Genomic DNA, 22325 nt, shown 5'->3' on the forward strand with positions numbered 1-22325 from the left:
AAGAAGGGCAGACACTGCCCTTCCTGCACCGCCGTTACTTACTCGGCCGACTTTTGCTTCAGCCGTTCCAGAATCGCATTGGCGCTGCCTTCGTTCGGCGTGATGCCGGCTTCGCGCAGCTTGCGTTCCAGGTCGGTACCGGTCGACGCTTCGGCCAGTTCGTCCTGGGCTTGCAGTTCAGCGGCACGTTGCTGCTGCTTGGCCTGCAGACGATTCAGCGTACCGACGGCGGTCTCCAGCTTGCCGTTGGCCCCACCGCTGGCGATGGAGGCGCTGACCTGAGCCTTCTGCACGCTTTCACGCGCCTTGGCCATGTCCACTTGCTGGCGCAGGCTTTTGATGCGGCTTTCGGCCTTGGTGATGTCCTTGCGCATGCTGTCCGCGTAGGCGCCGAACTCGGTGGCCTGCTTGTGCTCGGCGTCCCGCTCGCTGGTCAGGGTCGAAATGGCTTCGGCCACTTCCAGGGCGAGGTCTTCACGATTGGCCTGCAGGGCGGCCATCGCCTTGGACTCCAGGTCCTTGATCTTGGCGTCGTACTCGCCGACGCGATCCGTCGCCAGCTTGTGCTTGGCCATGATGCTGACCAGCTCACGCTTGGCATTGGCCAGCGCGGTGTCTGCATCGCGAATTTCCTGATCGAGAATGCGCAGGGCCTGCTGGTCGACGATTGATTCGCCGACTTCGCTGGCACCGCCACGCAGCGCGGTGAACAGTTTGCTCCAGATGGATTGAGTCATTGGATACTCCCGAATGCTTAATTGAAGAAACGTTCAAAGGCTTCGCTGGCGCGTTGCACGTTGTCGACCAGGGTTTTCACCTCGGTCACGATGTTGGTCAGGCTGGAGTCGGAGCTCAATGCGCCGAACATGTTGTAGACCACCTGCCCGTTCGGCATGGACTCGATACCGATGGAGGACAGCGGGAACATTTCCCGGCTGCGCAACACCGCGTCATTGAATTTCGCGACATCGTTGATGGACTCCACATCGACCAGCACCGTGTCGACGATGATCTGCTCGCCCACTACCGCGATGTAAATCGGCAAGCCGCCGAAGTCGTTCATCTCCAGCTTGATGCTCGACTCGGAACCTTGAACCAGAGAAAGCGTAATGTCGTTGGAGACCACTTCGTCCAAAGCCTGAAGCGCCGTGAAGAGGCGGTCGATATTCCAGTTGTTACCTGCGCTCATGAAATTCTCCGACATGAATGAGCCAGCCAGGATCGGCTGGCGAAGCTGTTTCTCCATCTGCTTGAGCAGGCTTCGGTTTTCGGGAAGCACCCAAGTCTCGTGTTTCACATAGCCGGCGGCCGCCAGGCCCGCGCGCATCTGCTTCATGTAAAAGCTCGATGGTTTTTTCGCGGACGGCTTCAAGCGCTCTCCCTGAAGGCTGGCTGAATCGGTATCGGGCCCTGTTGGCGGGCTCGATGGAGAGCTGCTTTTCATGGTGCTGACCTCGTTGTGAAAAACTCACGCGTGAGAAAATCTACAGGCTATTTTCGCGCTTCTCAATAGCTCACGCGTGAGATTTTTTTCCTTACATTTTCCTGTCACAAAAAGGACCCGGCTTCTTGCTCAAGAGACAATTGTCTCCTTTGAGTTGACGGTATTACCTATCCCAGCCGATTTATCCCCCGCAGCCCACCCATTAATCTGTGCCCATGTTGAACGCAACGCCCAACCAACCCAAACAAAAAAGGATTCAACCATGAGCACTGCAACCTACAACCGCCTCAACAAAGACGACGCCGTAGTCCTGCTGGTCGACCACCAGACCGGCCTGATCTCCCTGGTGCAGGACTTCTCGCCCAACGAGTTCAAGAACAACGTGCTCGCCCTGGCTGACCTGGCCAAGTTCTTCAACCTGCCGACCATCCTCACCACCAGCTTCGAACAAGGCCCCAACGGCCCGCTGGTGCCGGAGCTGAAAGAGATGTTCCCGGACGCGCCGTACATCGCCCGCCCTGGCCAGATCAATGCGTGGGACAACGAAGACTTCGTCAAGGCAATCAAGGCCACCGGCCGCAAGCAGATCATCATTGCCGGTGTGGTCACCGATGTGTGCGTAGCGTTCCCGACCTTGTCGGCGCTGGCGGAAGGGTTTGATGTGTTCGTGGTGACCGATGCCTCGGGCACGTTCAACACCACGGTGCAACAAGCGGCGTGGAGCCGGATGACCCAGGCCGGAGCACAGATGATGAACTGGTTCTCGGTGGCCTGTGAGCTGCACCGCGACTGGCGCAACGATATCGAAGGCCTGGGGAACCTGTTGTCCCAGCGCATTCCTAACTATCGCAATTTGATGAATGGTTATGCGGCGCTGACGGCTCATCAGAAGTAAATCAACTGAACCTCGCCATAAGCCTGCTCTGAAAAGCAGGCTTTTGTTGCTGTGCGCAGGCCACAGGTTACTTACCGCCAGTTCTACCTGAAGGCCTTGAAAAGGTTGACTCTTAAAACGGTACCCCGACCAACATTTGTTGACTCTCCCCTATACGGCAACCCCTACCCTGAAACGCCCTGTTCAGGACCTCACCCATGCCAACGCACATCCTGATTATTCTCGGCCATCCATCCGCAAACAGCTTTTGCTCTGCCCTGGCCGACACCTACACCCACGCTGCAAAAACCGCAGGCCATGAAGTGCGTGTCCTGCGCTTGGGCGACCTGGCTTTCGACCCCGTCCTGCACCATGGCTACAGCCAGATCCAACCGCTGGAACCCGACTTGCTCAGTGCCCAATCCGACATCCTCTGGGCCACCCACCTGACATTCGTTTTCCCAATCTGGTGGGGCGGCATCCCTGCCTTGATGAAGGGCTTTATCGACCGCGTTTTCCTACCCGGTTTTGCCTTCAAGTACCAAACAGGCAAGGCGTTTCCCGACAAACTCCTGAGTGGCCGGACCGCTCACCTGTTGGCGACCCTGGACACGCCGCCGTGGTATTACCGCTGGTTCTACCGCATGCCCGGCATCCACCAGATGCGCAAGACCGCGCTGGGCCTGTGTGGGGTCGAGACGACCAAGACGTTGCTGTTGGGGCCGGTGTTGGGCTCTACTGCCGCGCAGCGGGACCGGTGGCTGGAACAGGCCGGCGCTTTAATCGGAAAAGGGAGTTTTCATGTACATCGGCAAAGCCGCGCAGTTGTCCGGCACGACCATCAAGGCGATTCGTCATTATGAAGCGATCGGGCTTCTGCCCGCGCCGCAGCGCCAAGGCCAGTACCGGGTCTATTCGGAGCAGAGCGTGGAGTTGCTGATGTTCATCAAGTGCGCACAGCAGTTGGGGTTCAAGCTCAAGGAGTTGCAGGAAATCCTTCAAGGCCATGCAGGTGGTGAATTGCCTTGGGATCGGGCGGATCAGGCCATCGCGGGCAAAAAACAGGAACTAGTCCTGAAAATTGCCAGGTTGCAGGAAATGCATGTGGGATTGCAGGCTTTTGAAACACAGCTAAAAACAGCACAAGGACAGTGTTCCTCAATGGCGCAAAGTTCCTGACCGGCGATGAGCCGAATAGACCGCTTATTCGGCTCATAGCCCTGAGCATCCTCCCCGCTCATTTGCCCAGAGTCCCCATGTCTGCTAGTGTCGCGCCGGTTTACCGTCTACCGGAATAGCCGCCATGGCCCGCAAAAAAGTTGCACTCGATTTCGAACAATCCCTCGCCGACCTGCAAACCCTGGTCGAGCGGCTGGAGAACGGCGAGTTGTCGCTGGAAGACTCGCTGACGGCGTTTGAGCAAGGCATCGGCCTGACCCGTGACTGCCAAAGCGCCCTGGCGCAGGCGGAGCAGAAGGTGCAGGTGTTGCTGGAACGTGACGGGGAGTTGGCCGAAGAACCTTTCGATGCGGAACAGCCCGAATGATCGACGCGTATCAGGCCAGTAGCCAAGCCCGGGTCAATGCGGCGTTGGAACCCTTGTTTGTTGCGCCAAGTCCCGAACTCAAGCGTCTTTATGAAGCCATGCGCTACAGCGTGATGAATGGTGGCAAGCGCGTGCGTCCGTTGCTGGCCTACGCTGCCTGCGAAGCCTTGGGCGCAAGCGCCGAACAGGCCAACGGCGCGGCCTGTGCGGTGGAGTTGATCCACGCCTACTCCCTGGTGCATGACGATTTGCCGGCGATGGACGACGACGATCTGCGTCGCGGCCAGCCCACCACCCACAAAGCCTTCGATGAAGCCTGCGCAATCCTCGCCGGTGACGGCCTGCAAAGCCTGGCGTTCAGCGCACTGCTGGACCCGGCATTGAGCAGCGTGAATGCCGAGATCCGTTTGCGCATGGTCACCGCCCTGGCCGTGGCGGCAGGCCCGGCCGGCATGGTCGGCGGCCAGGCCATCGACCTCGGCTCGGTCGGCCAGAAGCTTGATCAACAGGCGCTGGAATACATGCACCGCCACAAGACCGGTGCCCTGATCGAAGCCGCCGTACACCTGGGAGCACTTGCCAGCGGGCGGGCCGACGCCGCTCAGTTGGCCGCACTGAAGACCTACTCACTGGCCATCGGCCTGGCGTTCCAGGTGCAGGACGACATTCTCGACGTAGAAAGTGACACCGCCACCCTGGGCAAACGCCAAGGCGCCGATATCGCTCGGGACAAACCGACTTATCCTGCGCTGCTCGGGCTGGAAGCCGCCAAGGCCTATGCCCTGGAACTGCGCGACCAGGCCCTGGATGCCCTGCGACCTTTCGACGCGGCGGCCGAGCCACTGCGTGACTTGGCGCGGTATATCGTCGAACGTCGGCACTGATAACGGCGGCCTTTAGGGCCGCATATCGGCCAAGTTCGGCGCTCTGCGTGGGCAGTTTGCGATGCTTGAGGTAAACTGCCGCCTCTTCTATACCTATAACGATTCGCCTGATGCCCACGACGTTTCAAGAGATTCCCCGCAAGCGCCCGTCCACGCCCCTGCTCGACCGTGCTGTCACGCCGGCCGGCCTGCGTCGACTCGGTGAAGCCGAGCTGGAAACCCTGGCCGATGAGTTGCGCCTGGAATTGCTCTACACGGTCGGCCAGACCGGTGGGCATTTTGGTGCCGGCCTGGGCGTCATCGAGCTGACCATCGCCCTGCATTACGTGTTCGACACCCCGGACGACCGGCTGGTGTGGGATGTGGGCCATCAGGCGTATCCGCATAAAATCCTCACCGGCCGCCGCGAACAGATGGGCACCCTGCGCCAGAAGGACGGCATCGCCGCCTTTCCGCGCCGCGCCGAGAGCGAGTACGACACCTTTGGCGTCGGCCACTCCAGCACCTCCATCAGCGCCGCGCTGGGCATGGCGATTGCCGCCCGCCTGCAACGCAGCGACCGCAAGGCAATTGCCGTGATCGGTGATGGCGCGCTGACCGCCGGCATGGCCTTCGAAGCGCTCAACCATGCGCCGGAAGTGGACGCCAACATGCTGGTGATCCTCAACGACAACGACATGTCGATCTCGCGCAACGTCGGCGGCCTGTCCAACTACCTGGCCAAGATCCTCTCCAGCCGCACCTACGCCAGCATGCGTGAAGGCAGCAAGAAGGTGCTCTCGCGTCTGCCCGGCGCGTGGGAAATTGCCCGGCGTACCGAAGAATATGCCAAGGGCATGCTGGTGCCCGGCACGCTGTTCGAAGAACTGGGCTGGAACTACATCGGTCCCATCGACGGCCACGACCTGCCGACCCTGATCGCCACGCTGCGCAACATGCGTGACCTCAAGGGCCCGCAGTTCCTGCATATCGTCACCAAGAAAGGCAAAGGCTTCGCCCCGGCGGAAGTCGACCCGATCGGCTACCACGCCATCACCAAGCTGGAACCCCTGGACGCCCCCGCCGCCGCGCCGAAAAAAGCCAGCGGGCCGAAGTACTCCGGTGTGTTCGGCGAATGGCTGTGCGACATGGCCGCCGCCGACCCGCGCCTGGTGGGCATTACCCCGGCGATGAAGGAAGGCTCCGACCTGGTGGCGTTCAGCGAGCGTTTCCCGCTGCGCTATTTCGATGTGGCGATTGCCGAGCAGCACGCGGTCACGTTTGCCGCCGGCATGGCCTGTGAAGGCGCCAAGCCAGTGGTGGCGATCTACTCCACCTTCCTGCAACGCGGTTACGACCAATTGGTGCATGACGTGGCGGTGCAGAACCTCGACGTACTGTTCGCCATCGACCGCGCCGGCCTGGTGGGCGAAGACGGCCCGACCCACGCCGGCAGCTTCGACCTGTCCTACTTGCGCTGCATCCCCGGCATGTTGGTGATGACACCGAGCGACGAAAACGAACTGCGCAAGATGCTCAGCACCGGCCACCTGTACAACGGCCCGGCCGCCGTGCGCTACCCGCGCGGCAATGGCCCGAATGCAGTGATCGAAAAGGACCTTGAGCCTATCGAGATCGGCAAGGGCATCGTGCGTCGCCAAGGCAGCAAGGCCGCCTTCCTGGTGTTCGGCGTGCAATTGGCCGAAGCACTCAAAGTCGCCGAGAAGGTCGACGCCACTGTGGTCGACATGCGCTTCGTCAAACCCCTGGATGAAGCCCTGGTGCGCGAAATTGCCGGCAACCATGAGCTGCTGGTGACCGTCGAAGAAAACGCCATCATGGGCGGCGCTGGTGCGGCGGTCAGCGAGTTCCTGGCGCGGGAGAATATCCTCAAGTCGGTGCTGCACCTGGGCTTGCCGGATGCGTACGTCGAACATGCCAAACCGGCGCAGATGCTGGCGGAGTGTGGGTTGGACGAGGCCGGTATCGAAGCTTCGGTGCGCGAGCGCATGGCACTGCTGGGCCTGTAGAAACCGGATCAACATGTGGGAGGGGGCTTGCCCCCGATAGCGGTGCTTCAGTCAAAGACTTTGCTGACTGACACGACGCCATCGGGGGCAAGCCCCCTCCCACATTTGATTTGTGCCACCTTCAAATGCCATGGACAGCTCATGAATCGCCTTCGCCTCACCCTGCCCCTGTTACTCCTGACCTCCCCCGAACTATTCGCCGACACCCGCGACGACGCGCTGAAGCTCCCCAACGTGGTCATCAGCGCCAACCGCCAGGTCCAGGCGCGCAACGACAGCAGCGCCGCCAACAGCGTGTTCACCCGCGACGACATCGATCGCCTGCAACCCACCAGCCTCACCGACCTGCTCAGCCGCGTACCCGGCGTGCAGGTAGCGCCTACCGGTGGTCGCGGCAGCCTGCCGGGGATTTATATCCGTGGCACCAAATCCGCACAAAGCCTGGTGTTGGTGGACGGCCAGCGCATCGCCAATACCACCTCCGGCGACAGCGGCCTGCAATATCTGAACGTCGACCAGATCGAGCGGGTCGAAGTACTGCGCGGCTCACGTTCGGTGATCTACGGCAGCGATGCGATTGGCGGGGTGATCCAGGTGTTCACCCGGCGCAATGCCGGGCAGGGCCTGCAACCACGTCTGAAGCTCGGGTTTGGCAGTAATAAGACCTGGGAGCGCAGCCTCGGCCTCTCCGGCGGCGATGAGCACACGCGTTTCAACCTTGGCGCGAGCCTGGATGAAACCGCCGGTATCAACTCAACGCACACCTCGTTCCCCAGCGATGGCGACCATGATGCCTACCGCAACCAGTCCCTCAGCCTGAACCTCAGCCATTCGTTCAGCGATGCGCTGGAGGTGGGGTTCAACCTGTTGGATAACCGGGGCAAGTCGGAATACGACAACAGCTTCGGCCGCTACGACCTCGCCACCGGGCAAACAGTGGGGCAAAAACCCTACACCGATTACACCGTGAGCAGCGCCAGCGGCTATATCGACGCCACGCTCAACGAGCGCTGGCAATCGCGCCTGGAACTGGGTCATAGCGAGAACCGCGACACCAAGCGCGACACCCTCAGCGATGACTTCAGCGTGTTCAACACTTACCGCGACTCGGTCAACTGGCAGAACGACCTGACGCTGAACGAGCAGAACAGCCTGATTCTCGGCGGTGACTGGTACGAAGACCGCTTTCACGGCTCCACCACCCTCACCGAAAACAGCCGCTGGAACCGTGCGGCCTTTGTGCAGCACCGCTTCCATGGCGAATGGTTTTCCACCGAGCTGGGCCTGCGGCGTGACCAGAACCAGCAGTTTGGCGGGCATAACAGCTGGAGCGGCACCCTGACGTTGCCGGTCAACCCGGACAATGACCTGCTGTTGAGCTACAGCGAGGGCTTCCGTGCCCCGACGTTCAATGACCTGTATTACCCGGACGAGTACGGCTTCAAGAACAGCAACCCGAACCTGAAGCCCGAAACCTCGAAAAGCTACGAAGTGCAATGGCGTAGCCAACTCAGCGACACCAGCCGTCTGGAAGCTTCGCTGTACCGCACCGACATCCAGGATGCGATCGTGTTCGACAGCGATGGCCCGCAAAACGTCAGCTCAGCGCGCATCAACGGCTTCGAAGCCGCGCTCAAGCAAGAGCTGTTCGGCTGGCAAGGCAGCCTGGGGCTGGCACTGATTGATCCACGAGACCGCGATTCCGGGCGTACGCTGGCACGTCGCGCCAGGCGCACCGTGAGCCTGGACCTGGATCGCCAATTCGACCAATTCGGCGTCGGCGCCAGCTGGCAAGCGGTCAGCAGCAGCTACGACGACGCGAAGAACCAGCAACCGTTGGCTGGCTATGGATTGCTCGGGCTGCGCGCCAGTTGGACGCTGAACCGTGAAGTCACGCTGAGCATGAAGCTCGATAACCTGCTGGACAAGGCCTACAGCCGGGCACTGTATCAGTACCAGGGCCAGCAATATGGCTACCGGGAAGAAGGCCGGGCGCTGATGCTTGGCGTGACCTGGACGCCGGACCTCTAGCCGGGCACGATCACTTCACACAATCGGGCCACGGCTTCCAGCATCTGCCCGCTGGGCCGCTCCAGGCCTTTATCCGGCACCAGCCGCACCCGCTCAACCATCGTCGGCCAGACCTTCCAGGCGTCCTTCTGCGCCTGGTCGCCCACCAGAATCATCTGCGGATCACGCTGCAACACCGACTCGATGCTCACCTGCGGCGCCGGCAGCTTGAGATCATCAAACACATTGCGCGCGCCGCACACCCTTAACGCATCGCTGATGATCTGCCCGCCACCCACGGTGTACAGCGGCTGATTCCATACCTGGTAAAACACGCGCAATGGCTCGGCGCGCTGATAGCGCTGACGCAGCTCGGCCAGGCGTTGGCGCAACTGCGCGGCCAACCGTCGACCCGCGTCAGCGCGGCCCAATTGCTCGGCAATGGCCTGGACCTGGGTGGTGAGCTGTTCAAGGCTATGGGGTTCGGCGACGTACACCGGGATATTCAGCCGCTGCAGTTGCTCACGCTGGGCCGGGCCGACGCTGCCGGGCCAGAGGAGGATCAGGTCGGGCTTGAGGCTGAGCAGGCGCTCCATGTCCAACTGACCGTATTGCCCCACTGATGGCACTTGCACCAACGCTGCCGGGCGTTCGCCGCCGTCGAGCACGCCGACCAGCACATCGGCTGCGCCCAGTTCGACCACGATTTCAGAGAGGGACGGCGCCAGGCTCACCACACGCTCGGCCGCCAGCGCCTGGGCACTGAATACCAGCAACACTGCCAGCCAGTGACGAATCATCCCAGTTGGCGGGGAATGCGGTAGAGGTAGAACAGCACCACGGTGGACAGCGCCAACAGGAACAGCGGCACCGCTTCCAACCCGACGAAGACCGACAACGCGCCGATCCAGGCCGGTACGGCGGCAACCAGCAACGCCGTACGCCGACGGGCCGCCAGGGTGATCCAGGCAGCCGGTTCTTCGGGGGTATCGAGGGCTTTGGAGGTGGCGATCAACGCGTGTTTATAGCCGTTGAAGTAGCGCAGGCTGAGGAACATCGAGGCCACGCCGGCAATGAAGAACGGCATGGCCAGCACCGGCAGCAGGGATTCGGCCTGGCCGAACACCAGGTTGAGTACAAACAGGGGGAGCAGCGCCAGGGCCAGGTACTGCCACCAATTGAAGGACAGTCGCCGTTTCACCTGGCCTCGGGTCACGCGCGGTCGACCTCGCCCTGGTGCTCGTTGCCCATCATGTGGTCGAGCTTGCTGGCCTTGGTGGCCAGGTAGAGTTTGTTGTGCGGGTTGTGCCCGGTGTGCAGCGGCACACGCTCGGCCACGGTGATGCCCATCTCGGTCAAGGCCTTGACCTTGCGCGGGTTGTTGGTCATCAAACGCAGGGATTTGACGCCCAGGTGCTCGAGCATCGGCAGGCAGATCGCGTAGTCACGCTGGTCGGCGGCAAAGCCCAGGCGCTCGTTGGCCTCGACAGTATCGGCGCCGCCATCTTGCAGCTCGTAGGCGCGGATCTTGTTCATCAGGCCAATACCACGGCCTTCCTGGCGCAGGTAAAGCAGCACACCACGCCCCTCACGGGCGATCGCGCGCATGGCGGCTTCCAGTTGCGAACCGCAGTCGCAACGCTGGCTGAACAACGCATCACCAGTCAGGCATTCGGAGTGCACCCGGCCAAGCACCGGCGCACCATCGGCGATATCGCCCAGGCTGAGCACGACATGCTCGCGCCCGGTGGCTTCTTCGAGGAAGCCGTTCATGGTGAACGTGGCAAAAGGGGTAGGCAGCTTGGAAGCGGCGACGAAAACGACGGGCACCGTGTGCTCCTGATTTCAGTTTTTACAAAGGCGGCCATTGTAACAGCAGGTTCCTACAGACGCTTAAGCTGAATTATCGCTGATAAAGATCAATAGGTTCGATTGGCCTTCATCTTGGTTCTATGTGTAGGAGCGAGCTTGCTCGCGAAAAATCCGCAAGCGCCGCGTTCACCCAGACTGCCAGCGTTATCGTTAATATTTTTCGCGAGCAAGCTCGCTCCTACAGGAATCTAGAACGGATAGGGTTGTTTCCAGCGCTCGAATATCGGCTTCAACTCGCCGCTTTTCACCAGGGCCGCCATGCGTTCGTCGAATACGGCCATGAGGCTACGCCCTCGATCGTTGTCGGCAAACCCGATGTAGAGCGGGAGTTCAGCGATATGGGTCAAGGCGAACTTTGAGCGATCATCCGCCTGATTGAGCACGTATTTCGCCTCGGTCAACGCATCAATGTAGAAGTCCGCACGGCCGTGTTGCAGCATCGGCAAAATGCCGTCGCGGCGCTCGACCTGGTTGAAACGGCGCACATTGGGCAAGTACTCCTCATACTTGTAGCCGCGCACCCAGGCCAGGCGGAAGTTGCCCAGCGTGACCACGGTTGGCGCCGGCGTACTGGCCAGCCCGAGGGCGTAGATATGGTCGGAGTCAAAGTTCCAGTGGGGGTACAACACGCCTTCGGCTTCATCGCGGTAGGAACCGACCCAGCCATCCACCTCGCCGCGTTGGGCCAGGCCGACCGAACGGGTGTAAGGCACGGAGCGGGTCTGCAATTTGATGCCGGTGGGCTCGAAGACCTGACGCAACACATCCCAGGCCAGGCCCGTGCCGTCTTTGTTGGTGTAGTCGTTCCATTCCTCACTGGCCAGCATGATCTTGCCAGGCACGTCCTGCGCCTGGACCACGGCCGTAAAGGCACACAGCAGTATCAGCAGCCAGCGGCGCACATCCATGGTGACGACCTCCTACAGGGCCTTGCATCCTTGATAACGCTATAGAGGGTAGCGCAGGTCGCCGATTCAGGGCGTCTCGCGAAAATGCTGATAACCACGGATGGCCGGCGTGATGTCCTGCCCGTTGCCATCGAGCAACGTAACGCCCTGCCCTGCCTCGACCCGGCCGATCACATGGATCGGCCAACCATCGGCCAGCAACGGCGCCAGTTCGGCGGATGGCAGTGTGAACGCCAGCACGTAGTCATCCCCCCCACTCAGGGCTGCCACGCGCGCCTCATCAGCGCCGACAAACGCCAGCAGCGCCTGGGACAGTGGCAAGCGCTCGCGCTCGATCAACAGGCTGACCTTTGACGCCATCGCGATATGCCCGCAATCGGCCAGGAGTCCGTCGGAAATATCCATCGCAGACGTAGCCTTGCCACGCAGCACCAGCCCCAGGGCCAACTGCGGCTGCGGCGACCAGTAGTGGGCAAGCAACGGCTCGGCGATGGCTGTGTCGGCGCTGCGCTGGCCCAATACCAGTGGCAAGGCACCGGCGGCATTGCCCAGCTCGCCGCCGACACACAGCAGGTCACCCGGCTGCGCACCGCTGCGGGTCAAGGCTTGCCCGGCCGGCACACGACCGAACACGGTCAGGGTCAAGCTCAGGGGGCCACGGGTGGTATCGCCGCCCACCAGGCCCACACCGCAGCGTTGCGCCATAAGGTTCAACCCTTGGGCATAGCGTTGCAGCCAATCGGCATCGACGGTCGGCGTGGTCAAGGCAAGGGTAAATGCGAGGGGGTTGGCGCCCATGGCCGCCAGGTCGCTCACCGCCACGGCCAACGAGCGCTGGCCAAGCAGGAAGGGGTCGCAGGGGTCGGCAAAATGCACCCCGGCCACCAGAGTATCGGTGGAGATCGCCAACTGCTCCCCAGCGGGAAGCGCCAGCAAGGCGCAGTCATCGCCGATCCCCAACGCAATGCCTTCACCGCCCTGCGCACAGGGCGCGGCGGCGAAGTAGTTGCGGATCAGCTCAAACTCGCCCATTCAGGTTTCAAGCGCGATTCAGCGCTTGTACGCCTTCACTTCGGCTTCACGCAGGCGCGGGGCCAGCTTGTCGAGCACGCCGTTGACGAACTTGTGGCCGTCGGTCGAACCGTAGACTTTCGCCAGTTCGATGCCTTCGTTGATCACCACGCGGTATGGCACGTCGACGCGATACAGCAGCTCCCAGGCCGACAGGCGCATCACGCACAGCTCAACCGGGTCCAGCTCTTCGATGGTCAGGTCCAGGCAAGGCGCCAGGGCTGTATCGATCTCGGTCAGATGGGCATGTACACCGTGCAGGATGTCGTGGAAGTACGGCAGGTCGGCGAAAGTGAAATCGTTGTCGACGCGAAACTGTGCTTCGATCTCGTTCAACGACGCGCCCGCCAGGTGACGCTGATAAAGCGCCTGGGTCGCCAACTGACGAGCAGCGCGACGCTTCTCGTTCTTGGACGGTTTGCCAGCATCGGCTGGACGTGGCTCGCGCGGGTTGAAGTTGTCGCTCTCGTCGGAAATCACTTGGCCTCCAACTGCGACAGCAGGCTGACCATTTCCAGGGCGGACAGGGCAGCTTCAGCGCCTTTGTTGCCGGCCTTGGTGCCGGAACGCTCGATGGCTTGTTCGATGGAATCCACGGTCAGCACGCCGAACGCAACCGGTACGCCGAACTCCATGGACACCTGGGCCAGGCCCTTGGTGCATTCGCCAGCCACGTATTCGAAGTGCGGCGTGCCGCCACGAATGACCGCGCCCAGGGCGATGATCGCCGCGTATTCACCCTGTTGAGCAACTTTTTGCGCAACCAGTGGAATTTCGAAGGCGCCAGGGGCACGGATGATGGTGATGTCGCTTTCGCTAACGCCGTGGCGAACCAGGGCGTCAACGGCACCGCTTACCAGGCTTTCAACCACGAAGCTGTTGAAGCGGCCAACCACCAGGGCATAGCGGCCTTTGGGGGCGATGAAGGTACCTTCGATGGTCTTCAGGGTCATTCGACAAATCTCTTAAAGAGCCGGGACGCGTGTATGACGCGTCCCTTAGTGATATTTGAACCGCGAACAAGGGGCGAAAATCGCCGGCCTTTATTCGGAGGGCACGTATTCTACTACTTCCAGGTCGAAACCGGATATCGCATTAAATTTCATCGGTGCGCTCATCAGGCGCATTTTGCGCACGCCCAGGTCACGCAGGATCTGCGAACCGGCACCGACGATGCTGTAGGTGGTCGGTTTTTTCACCGGCGCGTGGTCCGCCGTTTCGCGGATATGCGCCAGCAGCACATCGCCATCCAACGGATGGCCGAGCAACAGCACCACACCGCTGCCTGCCTCGGAGACCGCAGCCATGGCGGCGCGCAGGCTCCAACGGCCCGGCTGCTTGACCATCAGCAGGTCGCGCAATGGGTCCATGTTGTGCACCCGCACCAGGGTCGGCTCTTCGGCGCAGATGTTGCCCAGGGTCAGGGCCATGTGCACATCGCCTTCCACCGAATCACGGTAGGTCACCAAATTGAATTGGCCCAGTTCACTGTCCAGCGGCTGCTCGGCAATCCGCTGAACGGTACGTTCGTGGATCATGCGGTAGTGAATCAGGTCGGCAATGGTGCCGATCTTGAGGTTGTGTTCGGCGGCAAAGGCTTCGAGTTCGGTGCGACGGGCCATGGTGCCGTCGTCGTTCATCACTTCGCAGATCACGCCGCTCGGCTCGAAACCGGCCATGCGCGCCAGGTCGCAGGCGGCCTCGGTGTGGCCGGCACGGGCCAGGGTGCCGCCCGGTTGGGCCATCAGCGGGAAGATGTGGCCAGGGCTCACGATGTCTTCGGCCTTGGCATCTTTCGCGGCGGCGGCTTGTACCGTACGGGCGCGGTCGGCGGCGGAAATCCCGGTGGTGACGCCGGTAGTGGCTTCAATCGATACGGTGAACTTGGTGCCAAAACCCGAGCCATTGCGCGGCGCCATCAATGGCAGCTTGAGCAACTCGCAGCGCTCACGGCTCATGGGCATGCAGATCAGCCCACGGGCGTGCTTGGCCATGAAGTTGATGTGCTCAGGCTTGCAGGCCTCGGCGGCCATGATGATGTCGCCTTCGTTCTCGCGGTCTTCGTCATCCATCAGGATGACCATCTTGCCTTGGCGGATGTCTTCAACCAGTTCTTCGATGCTATTGAGCGCCACGCGGCACCCCCTTGGTCAGGATTTCAGGTAGCCGTTAGCGGCCAGAAAACTTTCGGTGATGTTCCCGGTTACAGGCTCTGCGGCCTTTTCGCCCAGCAACAGGCGCTCCAGGTAACGGGCAAGCAAGTCCACTTCCAGGTTCACCCGGCGACCCGGCTGGTAAGACGCCATGATGGTTTCGCTGAGGGTGTGGGGAATGATGGTCAGTTCAAATTCGGCGCCGTTCACGGCGTTCACGGTGAGGCTGGTGCCATCGACGGTGATCGAGCCTTTGTGGGCGATGTACTTGGCCAGCTCTTTGGGCGCGCGGATGCGGAATTCCACCGCACGCGCGTTTTCGCTGCGCGATACCACTTCGCCGACGCCGTCGACGTGGCCGCTGACCAGGTGACCGCCGAGGCGGGTGGTCGGGGTCAGGGCCTTTTCCAGGTTCACTGGGCTGCCGGCCTTGAGGTCGTTCATCGCGGTGCAGTCCAGGGTTTCCCGGCTGACGTCGGCGGCAAAGCCGTTGCCCGGCAGTTCGATGACGGTGAGGCACACGCCGCTGACGGCGATGCTGTCGCCCAGCTTGACGTCGCCCAGGTCCAACTTGCCGGTTTCAACCAGCAGGCGCACGTCGCCGCCCTTGGGAGTCATGGCGCGGATGCTGCCGATGGATTCGATAATGCCGGTGAACATGGCCTTCTCCTGGAGAACGGGACGGGCACTTGAGCGCCCGGTCAGAATTATACGCTCGCGGGTGGAAGCGGGATGGCAGTGACTCGCCAGTCGTCGCCTACAGCACGCATTTCAGTGATCTTGAGTTGGGGGGCGTCGGCCAGTTTCTCAAGCGGCCAGTCCAGCAAAGGCCGGGCGGCGGAACCGAGGAACTTGCCGGCGATGAATATCACGTACTCATCCACCAGGCCTTGCTGGGCAAATGCCCCCGCCAGGCTTGGGCCAGCCTCTACCAACACTTCGTTGACGCCACGGGCGGCCAAGGCGACCAACGCCGAACGCAGATCAACCTGGCCATCGACGCCCGGCACCACCAGGCACTCGGGGCCACGGGGGAACTGGTTCTCCGGGGTCACACAGGTGATTACCAACGCCGGCCCGGCCTTGAAGAACGGGGCATTGAGCGGCACGCGCAAACGGCCATCGATCAGCACGCGCAACGGCGGACGCGACATGGCGAGCGCCGTGGTGGCTTCGTCCAGACCGAGTTCGGCGGCGCGCACGGTCAGGCGGGCGCCGTCGGCCAGCACCGTATCGGCGCCGGTCAGCACCACACTGGCCTCGGCACGCAGGCGCTGCACAGCGGCGCGGGCAGCAGGGCCGGTGATCCATTGGCTTTCGCCGCTGGCCATGGCAGTGCGACCGTCCAGGCTCATCGCCAGCTTGACCCGCACGAAGGGCAGGCCGTGTTCCATGCGCTTGAGAAACCCCGGATTCAACGCGCGGGCCTGGGCTTCCAGAACGCCACTGAGGACCTCGATCCCGGCCTGCGCCAAACGCTGCATGCCGCGCCCGGCCACTTCGGGGTTCGGGTCCTGCATGCCGGCCACCACACGTGCGACACCGGCCGTTACCAACGCGTCCGCGCACGGCGGCGTGCGCCCATGGTGGCTGCAGGGTTCGAGGGTCACGTACACCGTGGCGCCACGGGCCTTGTCACCGGCGGCACGCAGGGCGTTGGGTTCGGCATGGGGTTCGCCGGTGCGCTCGTGCCAGCCTTCGCCGACAATCTGCCCATCGCGCACAATCACGCAGCCCACACGCGGATTGGGATGGGTGGTGTACAAACCCTTGCGCGCGAGTTCCAGGGCGCGGGCCATGTAATGGGCGTCGAGCACCGCTTGTTCGGCAGACGGTGGGTTCATTCTTTGGCAGGCTCCCGGGCCAGGCGGTCGATTTCTTCGCGGAACTCATTGAGGTCCTGGAAGCGTCGATACACCGAGGCGAAACGGATGTAGGCGACTTCGTCGAGCTTTTGCAGCTCGCCCATCACCAACTCTCCCACCACCAGGCTCTTGACCTCGCGCTCGCCGGTGGCACGCAGCTTGTGCTTGATATGCACCAGCGCCGCCTCCAGCCGCTCGACACTCACCGGGCGTTTTTCCAGGGCACGCTGCATACCAGCGCGCAGTTTTTCTTCGTCGAAGGGTTGGCGACTGCCGTCGGATTTGATCAGGCGCGGCAACACCAGTTCGGCGGTTTCGAAGGTGGTGAAACGTTCACCGCAGGCCAGGCATTCGCGCCGGCGACGCACTTGATCGCCCTCGGCGACCAGACGCGAGTCAATGACCTTGGTGTCGTTGGCACCGCAGAAGGGACAGTGCATGGTGGGCAGGCAACAAATAAAGGGAGGGCCATGGTAGCGCATCCCCGTGGCAAGACAAGCCATAGCCTTTACGGTATATAGGCTGACTATTATGTTTCATATTTTTTAAGCCACGGATTTTGTCCTTTCTGGAGCCGTACATGCAGTTACGACCACTTGTTTTGATCACCCTGTTCAGTTTCCTGGTCGCCTGCAGCAGCGAAGCCCCCAAACCGACCACGCCTCAACCGACGCCCGCGCAAGAGAAAAAAGTCCCCGGTATTGAAGACCTCGGCCCCCTGCCCGCCTATCAGCGGGAAATCAGCGGCAGCCTGAGCAACATTCCGGCCGGTGCCGAAGTCGAGATGGCGCTGCTGGTGATCGACGACCGTTCGCGCCCGCAGCAATTGCTGGCCAGCAGCGTGTTGACCGGCAATGGTCAACCGTTGGCCTTTCGCCTGCGCTTCAACCCCGAGGCGTTCCCGGTCGGTGCGCGGGTTGAGTTGCGCGGTCGCGCCAGCCAGTCCGGCCAGTTGATCCTGCACTTGCCCGCCGTGCGCATCACCCAGGCGATCACCCAGACCACCGGCCCCCTGCAACTCATCAAGGCCCCATGACGCCACCGCTGGGCCTGCAAGCCGCCCTGAGCGAACTGATCGGCGACGCACACTTGGTGCCCTGCCCACTGCAGGGCACCGAGTTGTCGTTGTGGTTGCTGGATGCGGACAACATGGACCGCGCCTTCAGCCCCGAGGAAACCCGGCGCATCCTGCATGAACCGCCCTACTGGAGTTTTTGCTGGGCCAGTGGCCTGGCGTTGGCGCGCTACCTGGCGGCGAACCCGGAGTGGGTTGCAGGCAAGCGCGTACTGGACTTTGGCGCCGGCTCCGGCGTGGCCGGGATTGCGGCCGTCAAAGCGGGCGCCCTGGAAGTGGTGGCCTGCGACCTCGACCCGCTGGCGCTGGCGGCCTGCCGGGCGAATGCCGAGCTCAACGGTGTGGAACTGGGTTACTCCGCAGACTTTTTTGCCGAAGCCGATCGCTTCGACCTGATCCTGGTGGCCGACGTGCTCTACGACCGCGCGAACCTTCCGCTGCTGGATCAGTTCCTGACCCGTGGCCGCGAAACGCTGGTGGCGGATTCGCGAGTAAGAGATTTTCAGCACCCGGATTATCAAAGGCTGGAGATCCTTGATGCGCTGACATTGCCCGACCTGGCGGAGCCTTGGGAGTTTCGCAAGGTGAGCCTGTACCATTCGCGGCGCCAGCCCTTATAGTTGCCCCATTCCCGCTTTATTCGAGACGCCCCATGAGTCAGCCCACGCCGTACATCTTCGACGTCACTACCGCCAATTTTGACCAGGCGGTGATCCAGAACTCCTTTGAAAAACTTGTACTGGTGGACTTCTGGGCCGAGTGGTGCGCGCCGTGCAAGGCGTTGATGCCGCTGCTGGCGCAGATTGCCGAGAGTTATCAGGGTGAGTTGCTGCTGGCCAAGGTCGACTGCGAGGCCGAGCAGGATATCGTTGCGCGTTTTGGTATTCGCAGCCTGCCGACGGTGGTGCTATTCAAGGATGGCCAGCCGGTGGACGGGTTTGCCGGGGCGCAGCCGGAGTCGGCGGTGCGGGCGATGCTGGAACCGCATGTGCAGATGCCACCGCCGGCTGCAGCCGATCCGCTGGAACAGGCTCAAGCACTGTTTGCCGAAGGTCGCATCAGCGACGCCGAAGCGGTGCTGGTCGCGCTGTTGGGCGAAGACAACACCAACGCTGCCGCGTTGATCCTCTACGCACGCTGCCTGGCCGAGCGTGGTGAATTGGGCGAAGCCCAGACTGTGCTGGACGCGGTGAAAAGCGACGACCACAAGGCCGCTCTCGCCGGGGCCAAGGCGCAGATCACCTTCCTGCGCCAGGCGGCCGACCTGCCCGACGCCGCCGACCTGAAAAGCCGCCTGGCGCAAAATCCGCAGGACGATGAAGCGGCCTACCAGTTGACGATCCAGCAATTGGCGCGCCAGCAGTACGACGCGGCGCTGGAAGGTTTGCTCAAGTTGTTCATCCGCAACCGCAGCTACAGCGAAGGTCTGCCGCACAAGACTTTGCTGCAGGTGTTCGAACTGCTGGGCAATGATCACCCGCTGGTGAGCGTGTACCGCCGCAAGTTGTTTGCCGCGTTGTATTAACCCTCCACTGTAGGAGCGAGCTTGCTCGCTCCTACAAGGGGGTGTGGGTCCAGGTATAAAGGGGCGTATCCCCGCCGCTGCTGACCTTGACATGGGCGCTATGGCGCAAGCGCACCAGCAGGCGCTTGCCTGACACCGCATCGCCGGCCAATCCTTCCAACTGATCGAGCAATTCCAGGCCGCTGAGCTGCCCGGCCTTGCGCAACAGGTCCTGGGCGTTCTGCCACAGGTCGTCATTCTGCTTGACCGGTTCCACTGGCGCTGCAGCGGGGACAGGCGTCGCCTGCAATTGCGCGCCCAGCCGTGCCCAGTCGCCGTCATCCAGCTCCAGGGTCAAGTCCACCGGCAGGTCGCCGACGGTTCCACGAATTCGCAACATCGTCCTTACTCCTGCACTTTTCTGACGGGCATGCTCCCATGCGGCTTGCGCAACGCCAAGCGGGCGGTCAAACTCTGACGCTATTGTTATAAGATCACATAACACAACTTTCATGTTCTGGAGTCTTCCCATGCGCCGTCTGTTGCTTGCTTTGCCGTTCGCCCTGCTGCCATTGGCGGTTGCCCATGCCCATGATGATCACGACCATGAACACGGCAGCCTTGGCGCCCACGAGCATGGCGTCGGCCGCCTCAACGCGGTACTCGACGGCCAGGCCCTGGAGCTTGAACTGGACAGCCCGGCGATGAACCTGGTGGGTTTTGAACACCTGGCCACCACCCCGGCGGACAAAGCCAAGGTCGCCGCTGCACGCAAACAGCTGGAAAACCCAGTCGTCCTGTTCAACCTGCCCAAGGCCGCCGGTTGTGTGGTCAGCAGCCAGGAACTCAACAGCCCGCTGTTCGGCGATAAGCCCGAAGCCGACCATGACGACGACGATGATGACGCCAAAGACGGCGCCCACGAGCATCATCACGACCACAGCGAAATTCACGCCCACTACCAGTTCACCTGCGCCACGCCGACAGCGCTGAGCAACCTGGACCTGACCCAGGTATTCAAGACCTTCCCCGCCACCCAGAAAATTCAGGTACAACTGATCGGCCCGAGCGGCCAACAAGGTGTGGAAGCGACGGCCACAGCAGCCACTCTGAAGTTCTGAGTTCACATGACCCACGCATTGATCGAACTGTCCGACCTAGGCTTCAACTGGCCCGGTCATCCACAGTTGCTGGATATCCCCGCGTTCCGCCTGGAAGCGGGGGAAACCTTGTTTCTCAAGGGCCCGAGCGGCAGTGGCAAAACCACCCTGCTCGGCTTGCTCGGCGGCGTGCAGAAACCCAGCCAGGGCAGCATCCGCCTGCTCGGCCAGGAGCTGACCGAACTCTCGGCCGGCGCCCGCGACCGTTTTCGCGTCGACCACACCGGCTATATCTTCCAGCAGTTCAACCTGCTGCCGTTCCTGTCGGTGCGCGAGAACGTCGAGTTGCCTTGCCACTTTTCCAAACTGCGAGCGCAGCGCGCCAAGCAGCGCCATGGCAGCGTTGATCAGGCCGCCGCAGCCCTGCTCGCGCACCTGGGTTTGAAAGACAAAGACCTGCTGGAACGCCGCGCCGACTCGCTGTCCATCGGCCAGCAACAACGCGTCGCCGCCGCCCGCGCACTGATCGGTCAGCCGGAGTTGGTGATCGCCGACGAACCCACCTCGGCCCTGGACTACGACGCCCGCGAAGCTTTCCTGCAACTGCTGTTCGCCGAGTGCCGCGAAGCGGGCGCCAGCCTGTTGTTTGTCAGCCACGACCAGAGTCTGGCCTCGCTGTTCGACCGCAACCTGTCGCTGGCCGAACTCAATCGCGCCGCCACGCCCGCAGAGGTTTGAGATGTATCTGTTCCGTCTAGCCATGGCCAGCCTGGCTAACCGCCGTTTTACCGCGATTCTCACCGCGTTCGCCATCGCGCTTTCAGTCTGCTTGCTACTCGCGGTGGAACGCGTGCGCGTTGAAGCGCGCAACAGCTTTGCCAGCACCATCAGCGGCACCGACCTGATCGTCGGCGCCCGTTCCGGTTCAGTGAACCTGCTGCTGTACTCGGTGTTCCGCATCGGCAACGCCACCAACAACATCCGTTGGGACAGCTTCGAACACTTCGCCGCCAGCCCCCAGGTGAAATGGGCGATTCCGATTTCCCTCGGCGACTCCCACCGCGGCTACCGCGTGATGGGCACCAACGAATCCTACTTCGAGCACTACCAATACGGGCGCAAGCAGAACCTCGAACTGGCCAGCGGTCGCGCCTTCGCCACCGACCCGTTCGAAGTGGTACTCGGCGCCGAAGTCGCCGACGCGTTGCACTACAAACTCGGCGACAAACTGGTACTGGCCCATGGCGTAGCGGTGGTCAGCCTGGTCAAGCACGATGACAAACCGTTCACCGTGGTCGGCATTCTCAAGCGCACCGGCACCCCGGTGGACCGCACCTTGCACATCAGCCTCGGCGGCATGGAAGCGATCCACATCGACTGGCACAACGGCGTGCCGGCCCAGGGCAAAGGCCGCATCAGCGCCGACCAGGCGCGCAACATGGACCTCACGCCGCAGGCCATCACCGCGTTCATGCTCGGCCTGAACAACAAGATCTCCACCTTCGCCCTGCAACGGGAGATCAACGAATTTCGTGGCGAGCCGATGCTGGCGATCCTGCCCGGCGTGGCGCTGCAAGAGCTGTGGAGCATGATGGGCACCGCCGAAAAAGCGCTGTTCGTGATCTCGCTGTTTGTGGTGCTCACCGGCTTGATCGGCATGCTCACGGCGATCCTCACCAGCCTCAACGAACGCCGCCGCGAAATGGCGATCTTGCGTTCGGTGGGTGCACGGCCCTGGCATATCGCGACGCTGTTGGTCTTCGAAGCCTTCGCCCTGGCGTTGTCCGGCGTGATCGCCGGCGTGGGGTTGTTGTATGTGTGCATCGCCGCTTCACGCGGGTATCTGCAGGCCAACTACGGCCTGGACCTGCCGATGTCGTGGCCGAGCGAATATGAATGGACGCTGCTCGCCGGTATCCTGGGCGCCGCGCTGTTGATGGGCAGCGTGCCCGCGTGGCGCGCCTATCGGCAATCCCTGGCCGATGGCCTGTCCATACGTTTATGAGGAAG

Annotated in this window: 27 protein-coding genes; 13 read left to right on the plus strand and 14 right to left on the minus strand. The window is 62.2% G+C overall.

Annotation, left to right across the window (positions count from 1 at the left end; translation table 11 throughout):
* Window positions 1-38 precede the first annotated feature (38 nt).
* Both BLR69_RS17985 and BLR69_RS17990 read right to left on the minus strand, forming a co-directional pair.
* Window positions 39-737 carry a PspA/IM30 family protein gene (locus BLR69_RS17985; RefSeq protein WP_071493699.1) on the minus strand — a complete coding sequence of 233 codons (699 nt, stop codon included), beginning with the start codon at window positions 735-737 and terminating at the stop codon, window positions 39-41.
* A 17-nt stretch (window positions 738-754) separates the two neighbouring features.
* Window positions 755-1336, minus strand: coding sequence for a YjfI family protein (locus BLR69_RS17990; RefSeq protein WP_071493700.1), 582 nt, complete (start codon window positions 1334-1336; stop codon window positions 755-757).
* Between the two features lie 370 nt (window positions 1337-1706).
* Between BLR69_RS17990 and ycaC the strand changes: the two genes are divergently transcribed.
* From ycaC to BLR69_RS18025, 7 genes are all read left to right on the plus strand, one after another.
* The gene (gene ycaC / locus BLR69_RS17995) at window positions 1707-2339 is read left to right on the plus strand and encodes an isochorismate family cysteine hydrolase YcaC (protein ID WP_024077632.1); all 633 of its coding nucleotides are present in this window, start codon (window positions 1707-1709) and stop codon (window positions 2337-2339) included.
* A gap of 197 nt (window positions 2340-2536) precedes the next feature.
* Window positions 2537-3181: an NAD(P)H-dependent oxidoreductase gene (locus tag BLR69_RS18000; RefSeq protein ID WP_071493701.1), complete on the plus strand. Its 645-nt coding sequence runs from the start codon at window positions 2537-2539 to the stop codon at window positions 3179-3181.
* Entirely contained in the window at window positions 3120-3497 is a 378-nt protein-coding gene (locus tag BLR69_RS18005) for a MerR family transcriptional regulator (protein ID WP_071493702.1), read from the plus strand. The genes BLR69_RS18000 and BLR69_RS18005 overlap by 62 nt, the downstream gene beginning before the upstream one ends.
* A gap of 124 nt (window positions 3498-3621) precedes the next feature.
* On the plus strand, window positions 3622-3864 hold the full coding sequence (locus BLR69_RS18010; RefSeq protein WP_003176346.1) for an exodeoxyribonuclease VII small subunit: 243 nt from the start codon (window positions 3622-3624) through the stop codon (window positions 3862-3864).
* Window positions 3861-4748 (plus strand): (2E,6E)-farnesyl diphosphate synthase, encoded by an 888-nt coding sequence (gene ispA, locus BLR69_RS18015; protein ID WP_071493703.1) that lies wholly within the window; start codon window positions 3861-3863, stop codon window positions 4746-4748. The genes BLR69_RS18010 and ispA overlap by 4 nt, the downstream gene beginning before the upstream one ends.
* 110 nt (window positions 4749-4858) lie before the next feature.
* The gene (gene dxs, locus BLR69_RS18020; RefSeq protein ID WP_071493704.1) at window positions 4859-6757 is read left to right on the plus strand and encodes a 1-deoxy-D-xylulose-5-phosphate synthase; all 1899 of its coding nucleotides are present in this window, start codon (window positions 4859-4861) and stop codon (window positions 6755-6757) included.
* A gap of 141 nt (window positions 6758-6898) precedes the next feature.
* Window positions 6899-8788, plus strand: a complete 1890-nt coding sequence (locus BLR69_RS18025) for a TonB-dependent receptor domain-containing protein (RefSeq protein ID WP_071493705.1) — start codon at window positions 6899-6901, stop codon at window positions 8786-8788.
* On the opposite strand, the gene BLR69_RS18030 is transcribed toward BLR69_RS18025, so the two are convergent.
* The 11 genes from BLR69_RS18030 to nrdR form a co-directional block, all read right to left on the minus strand.
* The gene (locus BLR69_RS18030) at window positions 8785-9567 is read right to left on the minus strand and encodes a cobalamin-binding protein (protein WP_071493706.1); all 783 of its coding nucleotides are present in this window, start codon (window positions 9565-9567) and stop codon (window positions 8785-8787) included. The genes BLR69_RS18025 and BLR69_RS18030 overlap by 4 nt on opposite strands.
* Window positions 9564-9983 carry a nuclear FMR1 interacting 1 family protein gene (locus BLR69_RS18035; protein ID WP_071493707.1) on the minus strand — a complete coding sequence of 140 codons (420 nt, stop codon included), beginning with the start codon at window positions 9981-9983 and terminating at the stop codon, window positions 9564-9566. Before BLR69_RS18035 ends, BLR69_RS18030 begins: the two co-directional genes overlap by 4 nt.
* On the minus strand, window positions 9980-10597 hold the full coding sequence (gene ribA, locus BLR69_RS18040) for a GTP cyclohydrolase II (protein WP_016978544.1): 618 nt from the start codon (window positions 10595-10597) through the stop codon (window positions 9980-9982). The genes BLR69_RS18035 and ribA overlap by 4 nt, the downstream gene beginning before the upstream one ends.
* Window positions 10598-10827: 230 nt before the next feature.
* On the minus strand, window positions 10828-11547 hold the full coding sequence (locus tag BLR69_RS18045) for a substrate-binding periplasmic protein (protein WP_071493708.1): 720 nt from the start codon (window positions 11545-11547) through the stop codon (window positions 10828-10830).
* 66 nt (window positions 11548-11613) lie between these two features.
* Window positions 11614-12579 carry a thiamine-phosphate kinase gene (gene thiL, locus BLR69_RS18050; protein WP_071493709.1) on the minus strand — a complete coding sequence of 322 codons (966 nt, stop codon included), beginning with the start codon at window positions 12577-12579 and terminating at the stop codon, window positions 11614-11616.
* An 18-nt stretch (window positions 12580-12597) separates the two neighbouring features.
* Complete coding sequence (gene nusB / locus BLR69_RS18055; protein WP_010206836.1) at window positions 12598-13098, minus strand: transcription antitermination factor NusB; 501 nt, start codon at window positions 13096-13098, stop codon at window positions 12598-12600.
* Window positions 13095-13571 (minus strand): 6,7-dimethyl-8-ribityllumazine synthase, encoded by a 477-nt coding sequence (gene ribH, locus BLR69_RS18060; RefSeq protein WP_003176356.1) that lies wholly within the window; start codon window positions 13569-13571, stop codon window positions 13095-13097. Before ribH ends, nusB begins: the two co-directional genes overlap by 4 nt.
* Before the next feature lie 90 nt (window positions 13572-13661).
* The gene (gene ribBA, locus BLR69_RS18065; protein WP_071493710.1) at window positions 13662-14753 is read right to left on the minus strand and encodes a bifunctional 3,4-dihydroxy-2-butanone-4-phosphate synthase/GTP cyclohydrolase II; all 1092 of its coding nucleotides are present in this window, start codon (window positions 14751-14753) and stop codon (window positions 13662-13664) included.
* A gap of 15 nt (window positions 14754-14768) precedes the next feature.
* On the minus strand, window positions 14769-15431 hold the full coding sequence (locus BLR69_RS18070; protein WP_071493711.1) for a riboflavin synthase: 663 nt from the start codon (window positions 15429-15431) through the stop codon (window positions 14769-14771).
* A gap of 47 nt (window positions 15432-15478) precedes the next feature.
* Window positions 15479-16615: a bifunctional diaminohydroxyphosphoribosylaminopyrimidine deaminase/5-amino-6-(5-phosphoribosylamino)uracil reductase RibD gene (gene ribD, locus BLR69_RS18075; RefSeq protein ID WP_071493712.1), complete on the minus strand. Its 1137-nt coding sequence runs from the start codon at window positions 16613-16615 to the stop codon at window positions 15479-15481.
* The gene (nrdR, locus tag BLR69_RS18080) at window positions 16612-17076 is read right to left on the minus strand and encodes a transcriptional regulator NrdR (RefSeq protein ID WP_010206843.1); all 465 of its coding nucleotides are present in this window, start codon (window positions 17074-17076) and stop codon (window positions 16612-16614) included. Before nrdR ends, ribD begins: the two co-directional genes overlap by 4 nt.
* 140 nt (window positions 17077-17216) lie before the next feature.
* Between nrdR and BLR69_RS18085 the strand changes: the two genes are divergently transcribed.
* The 3 genes from BLR69_RS18085 to trxA are packed head-to-tail and all read left to right on the plus strand — an operon-like array spanning window position 17217 to window position 19236.
* The gene (locus BLR69_RS18085) at window positions 17217-17672 is read left to right on the plus strand and encodes a YbaY family lipoprotein (RefSeq protein WP_071493713.1); all 456 of its coding nucleotides are present in this window, start codon (window positions 17217-17219) and stop codon (window positions 17670-17672) included.
* Entirely contained in the window at window positions 17669-18331 is a 663-nt protein-coding gene (locus tag BLR69_RS18090) for a class I SAM-dependent methyltransferase (RefSeq protein ID WP_071493714.1), read from the plus strand. Before BLR69_RS18085 ends, BLR69_RS18090 begins: the two co-directional genes overlap by 4 nt.
* Window positions 18332-18363: 32 nt before the next feature.
* Window positions 18364-19236 carry a thioredoxin gene (gene trxA / locus BLR69_RS18095; protein ID WP_071493715.1) on the plus strand — a complete coding sequence of 291 codons (873 nt, stop codon included), beginning with the start codon at window positions 18364-18366 and terminating at the stop codon, window positions 19234-19236.
* Between the two features lie 31 nt (window positions 19237-19267).
* On the opposite strand, the gene BLR69_RS18100 is transcribed toward trxA, so the two are convergent.
* The gene (locus BLR69_RS18100) at window positions 19268-19615 is read right to left on the minus strand and encodes a hypothetical protein (RefSeq protein WP_071493716.1); all 348 of its coding nucleotides are present in this window, start codon (window positions 19613-19615) and stop codon (window positions 19268-19270) included.
* Between the two features lie 130 nt (window positions 19616-19745).
* Between BLR69_RS18100 and BLR69_RS18105 the strand changes: the two genes are divergently transcribed.
* The 3 genes from BLR69_RS18105 to BLR69_RS18115 are packed head-to-tail and all read left to right on the plus strand — an operon-like array spanning window position 19746 to window position 22320.
* Window positions 19746-20336, plus strand: a complete 591-nt coding sequence (locus tag BLR69_RS18105; RefSeq protein ID WP_071493717.1) for a DUF2796 domain-containing protein — start codon at window positions 19746-19748, stop codon at window positions 20334-20336.
* A gap of 6 nt (window positions 20337-20342) precedes the next feature.
* Window positions 20343-21053, plus strand: coding sequence for an ABC transporter ATP-binding protein (locus BLR69_RS18110; RefSeq protein ID WP_071493718.1), 711 nt, complete (start codon window positions 20343-20345; stop codon window positions 21051-21053).
* A 1-nt stretch (window position 21054) separates the two neighbouring features.
* Window positions 21055-22320, plus strand: a complete 1266-nt coding sequence (locus tag BLR69_RS18115) for an ABC transporter permease (RefSeq protein ID WP_071493719.1) — start codon at window positions 21055-21057, stop codon at window positions 22318-22320.
* Window positions 22321-22325: the final 5 nt, after the last annotated feature.

This window comes from Pseudomonas azotoformans, assembly GCF_900103345.1.
In the GTDB taxonomy this organism is placed as follows: Bacteria; Pseudomonadota; Gammaproteobacteria; order Pseudomonadales; family Pseudomonadaceae; genus Aquipseudomonas; species Aquipseudomonas azotoformans.

Excerpts from the sequence above, each read along its gene's own strand:
- BLR69_RS17985 (WP_071493699.1), bottom strand. The coding sequence starts at position 737 with ATGACTCAATCCATCTGGAGCAAACTGTTCACCGCGCTGCGTGGCGGT.
- BLR69_RS17990 (WP_071493700.1), bottom strand. The coding sequence starts at position 1,336 with ATGAAGCAGATGCGCGCGGGCCTGGCGGCCGCCGGCTATGTGAAACAC.
- ycaC (WP_024077632.1), top strand. The coding sequence starts at position 1,707 with ATGAGCACTGCAACCTACAACCGCCTCAACAAAGACGACGCCGTAGTC.
- BLR69_RS18000 (WP_071493701.1), top strand. The coding sequence starts at position 2,537 with ATGCCAACGCACATCCTGATTATTCTCGGCCATCCATCCGCAAACAGC.
- BLR69_RS18005 (WP_071493702.1), top strand. The coding sequence starts at position 3,120 with ATGTACATCGGCAAAGCCGCGCAGTTGTCCGGCACGACCATCAAGGCG.
- BLR69_RS18010 (WP_003176346.1), top strand. The coding sequence starts at position 3,622 with ATGGCCCGCAAAAAAGTTGCACTCGATTTCGAACAATCCCTCGCCGAC.
- ispA (WP_071493703.1), top strand. The coding sequence starts at position 3,861 with ATGATCGACGCGTATCAGGCCAGTAGCCAAGCCCGGGTCAATGCGGCG.
- dxs (WP_071493704.1), top strand. The coding sequence starts at position 4,859 with ATGCCCACGACGTTTCAAGAGATTCCCCGCAAGCGCCCGTCCACGCCC.
- BLR69_RS18025 (WP_071493705.1), top strand. The coding sequence starts at position 6,899 with ATGAATCGCCTTCGCCTCACCCTGCCCCTGTTACTCCTGACCTCCCCC.
- BLR69_RS18030 (WP_071493706.1), bottom strand. The coding sequence starts at position 9,567 with ATGATTCGTCACTGGCTGGCAGTGTTGCTGGTATTCAGTGCCCAGGCG.
- BLR69_RS18045 (WP_071493708.1), bottom strand. The coding sequence starts at position 11,547 with ATGGATGTGCGCCGCTGGCTGCTGATACTGCTGTGTGCCTTTACGGCC.
- thiL (WP_071493709.1), bottom strand. The coding sequence starts at position 12,579 with ATGGGCGAGTTTGAGCTGATCCGCAACTACTTCGCCGCCGCGCCCTGT.
- ribH (WP_003176356.1), bottom strand. The coding sequence starts at position 13,571 with ATGACCCTGAAGACCATCGAAGGTACCTTCATCGCCCCCAAAGGCCGC.
- BLR69_RS18070 (WP_071493711.1), bottom strand. The coding sequence starts at position 15,431 with ATGTTCACCGGCATTATCGAATCCATCGGCAGCATCCGCGCCATGACT.
- ribD (WP_071493712.1), bottom strand. The coding sequence starts at position 16,615 with ATGAACCCACCGTCTGCCGAACAAGCGGTGCTCGACGCCCATTACATG.
- nrdR (WP_010206843.1), bottom strand. The coding sequence starts at position 17,076 with ATGCACTGTCCCTTCTGCGGTGCCAACGACACCAAGGTCATTGACTCG.
- BLR69_RS18085 (WP_071493713.1), top strand. The coding sequence starts at position 17,217 with ATGCAGTTACGACCACTTGTTTTGATCACCCTGTTCAGTTTCCTGGTC.
- BLR69_RS18090 (WP_071493714.1), top strand. The coding sequence starts at position 17,669 with ATGACGCCACCGCTGGGCCTGCAAGCCGCCCTGAGCGAACTGATCGGC.
- trxA (WP_071493715.1), top strand. The coding sequence starts at position 18,364 with ATGAGTCAGCCCACGCCGTACATCTTCGACGTCACTACCGCCAATTTT.
- BLR69_RS18100 (WP_071493716.1), bottom strand. The coding sequence starts at position 19,615 with ATGTTGCGAATTCGTGGAACCGTCGGCGACCTGCCGGTGGACTTGACC.
- BLR69_RS18105 (WP_071493717.1), top strand. The coding sequence starts at position 19,746 with ATGCGCCGTCTGTTGCTTGCTTTGCCGTTCGCCCTGCTGCCATTGGCG.
- BLR69_RS18110 (WP_071493718.1), top strand. The coding sequence starts at position 20,343 with ATGACCCACGCATTGATCGAACTGTCCGACCTAGGCTTCAACTGGCCC.
- BLR69_RS18115 (WP_071493719.1), top strand. The coding sequence starts at position 21,055 with ATGTATCTGTTCCGTCTAGCCATGGCCAGCCTGGCTAACCGCCGTTTT.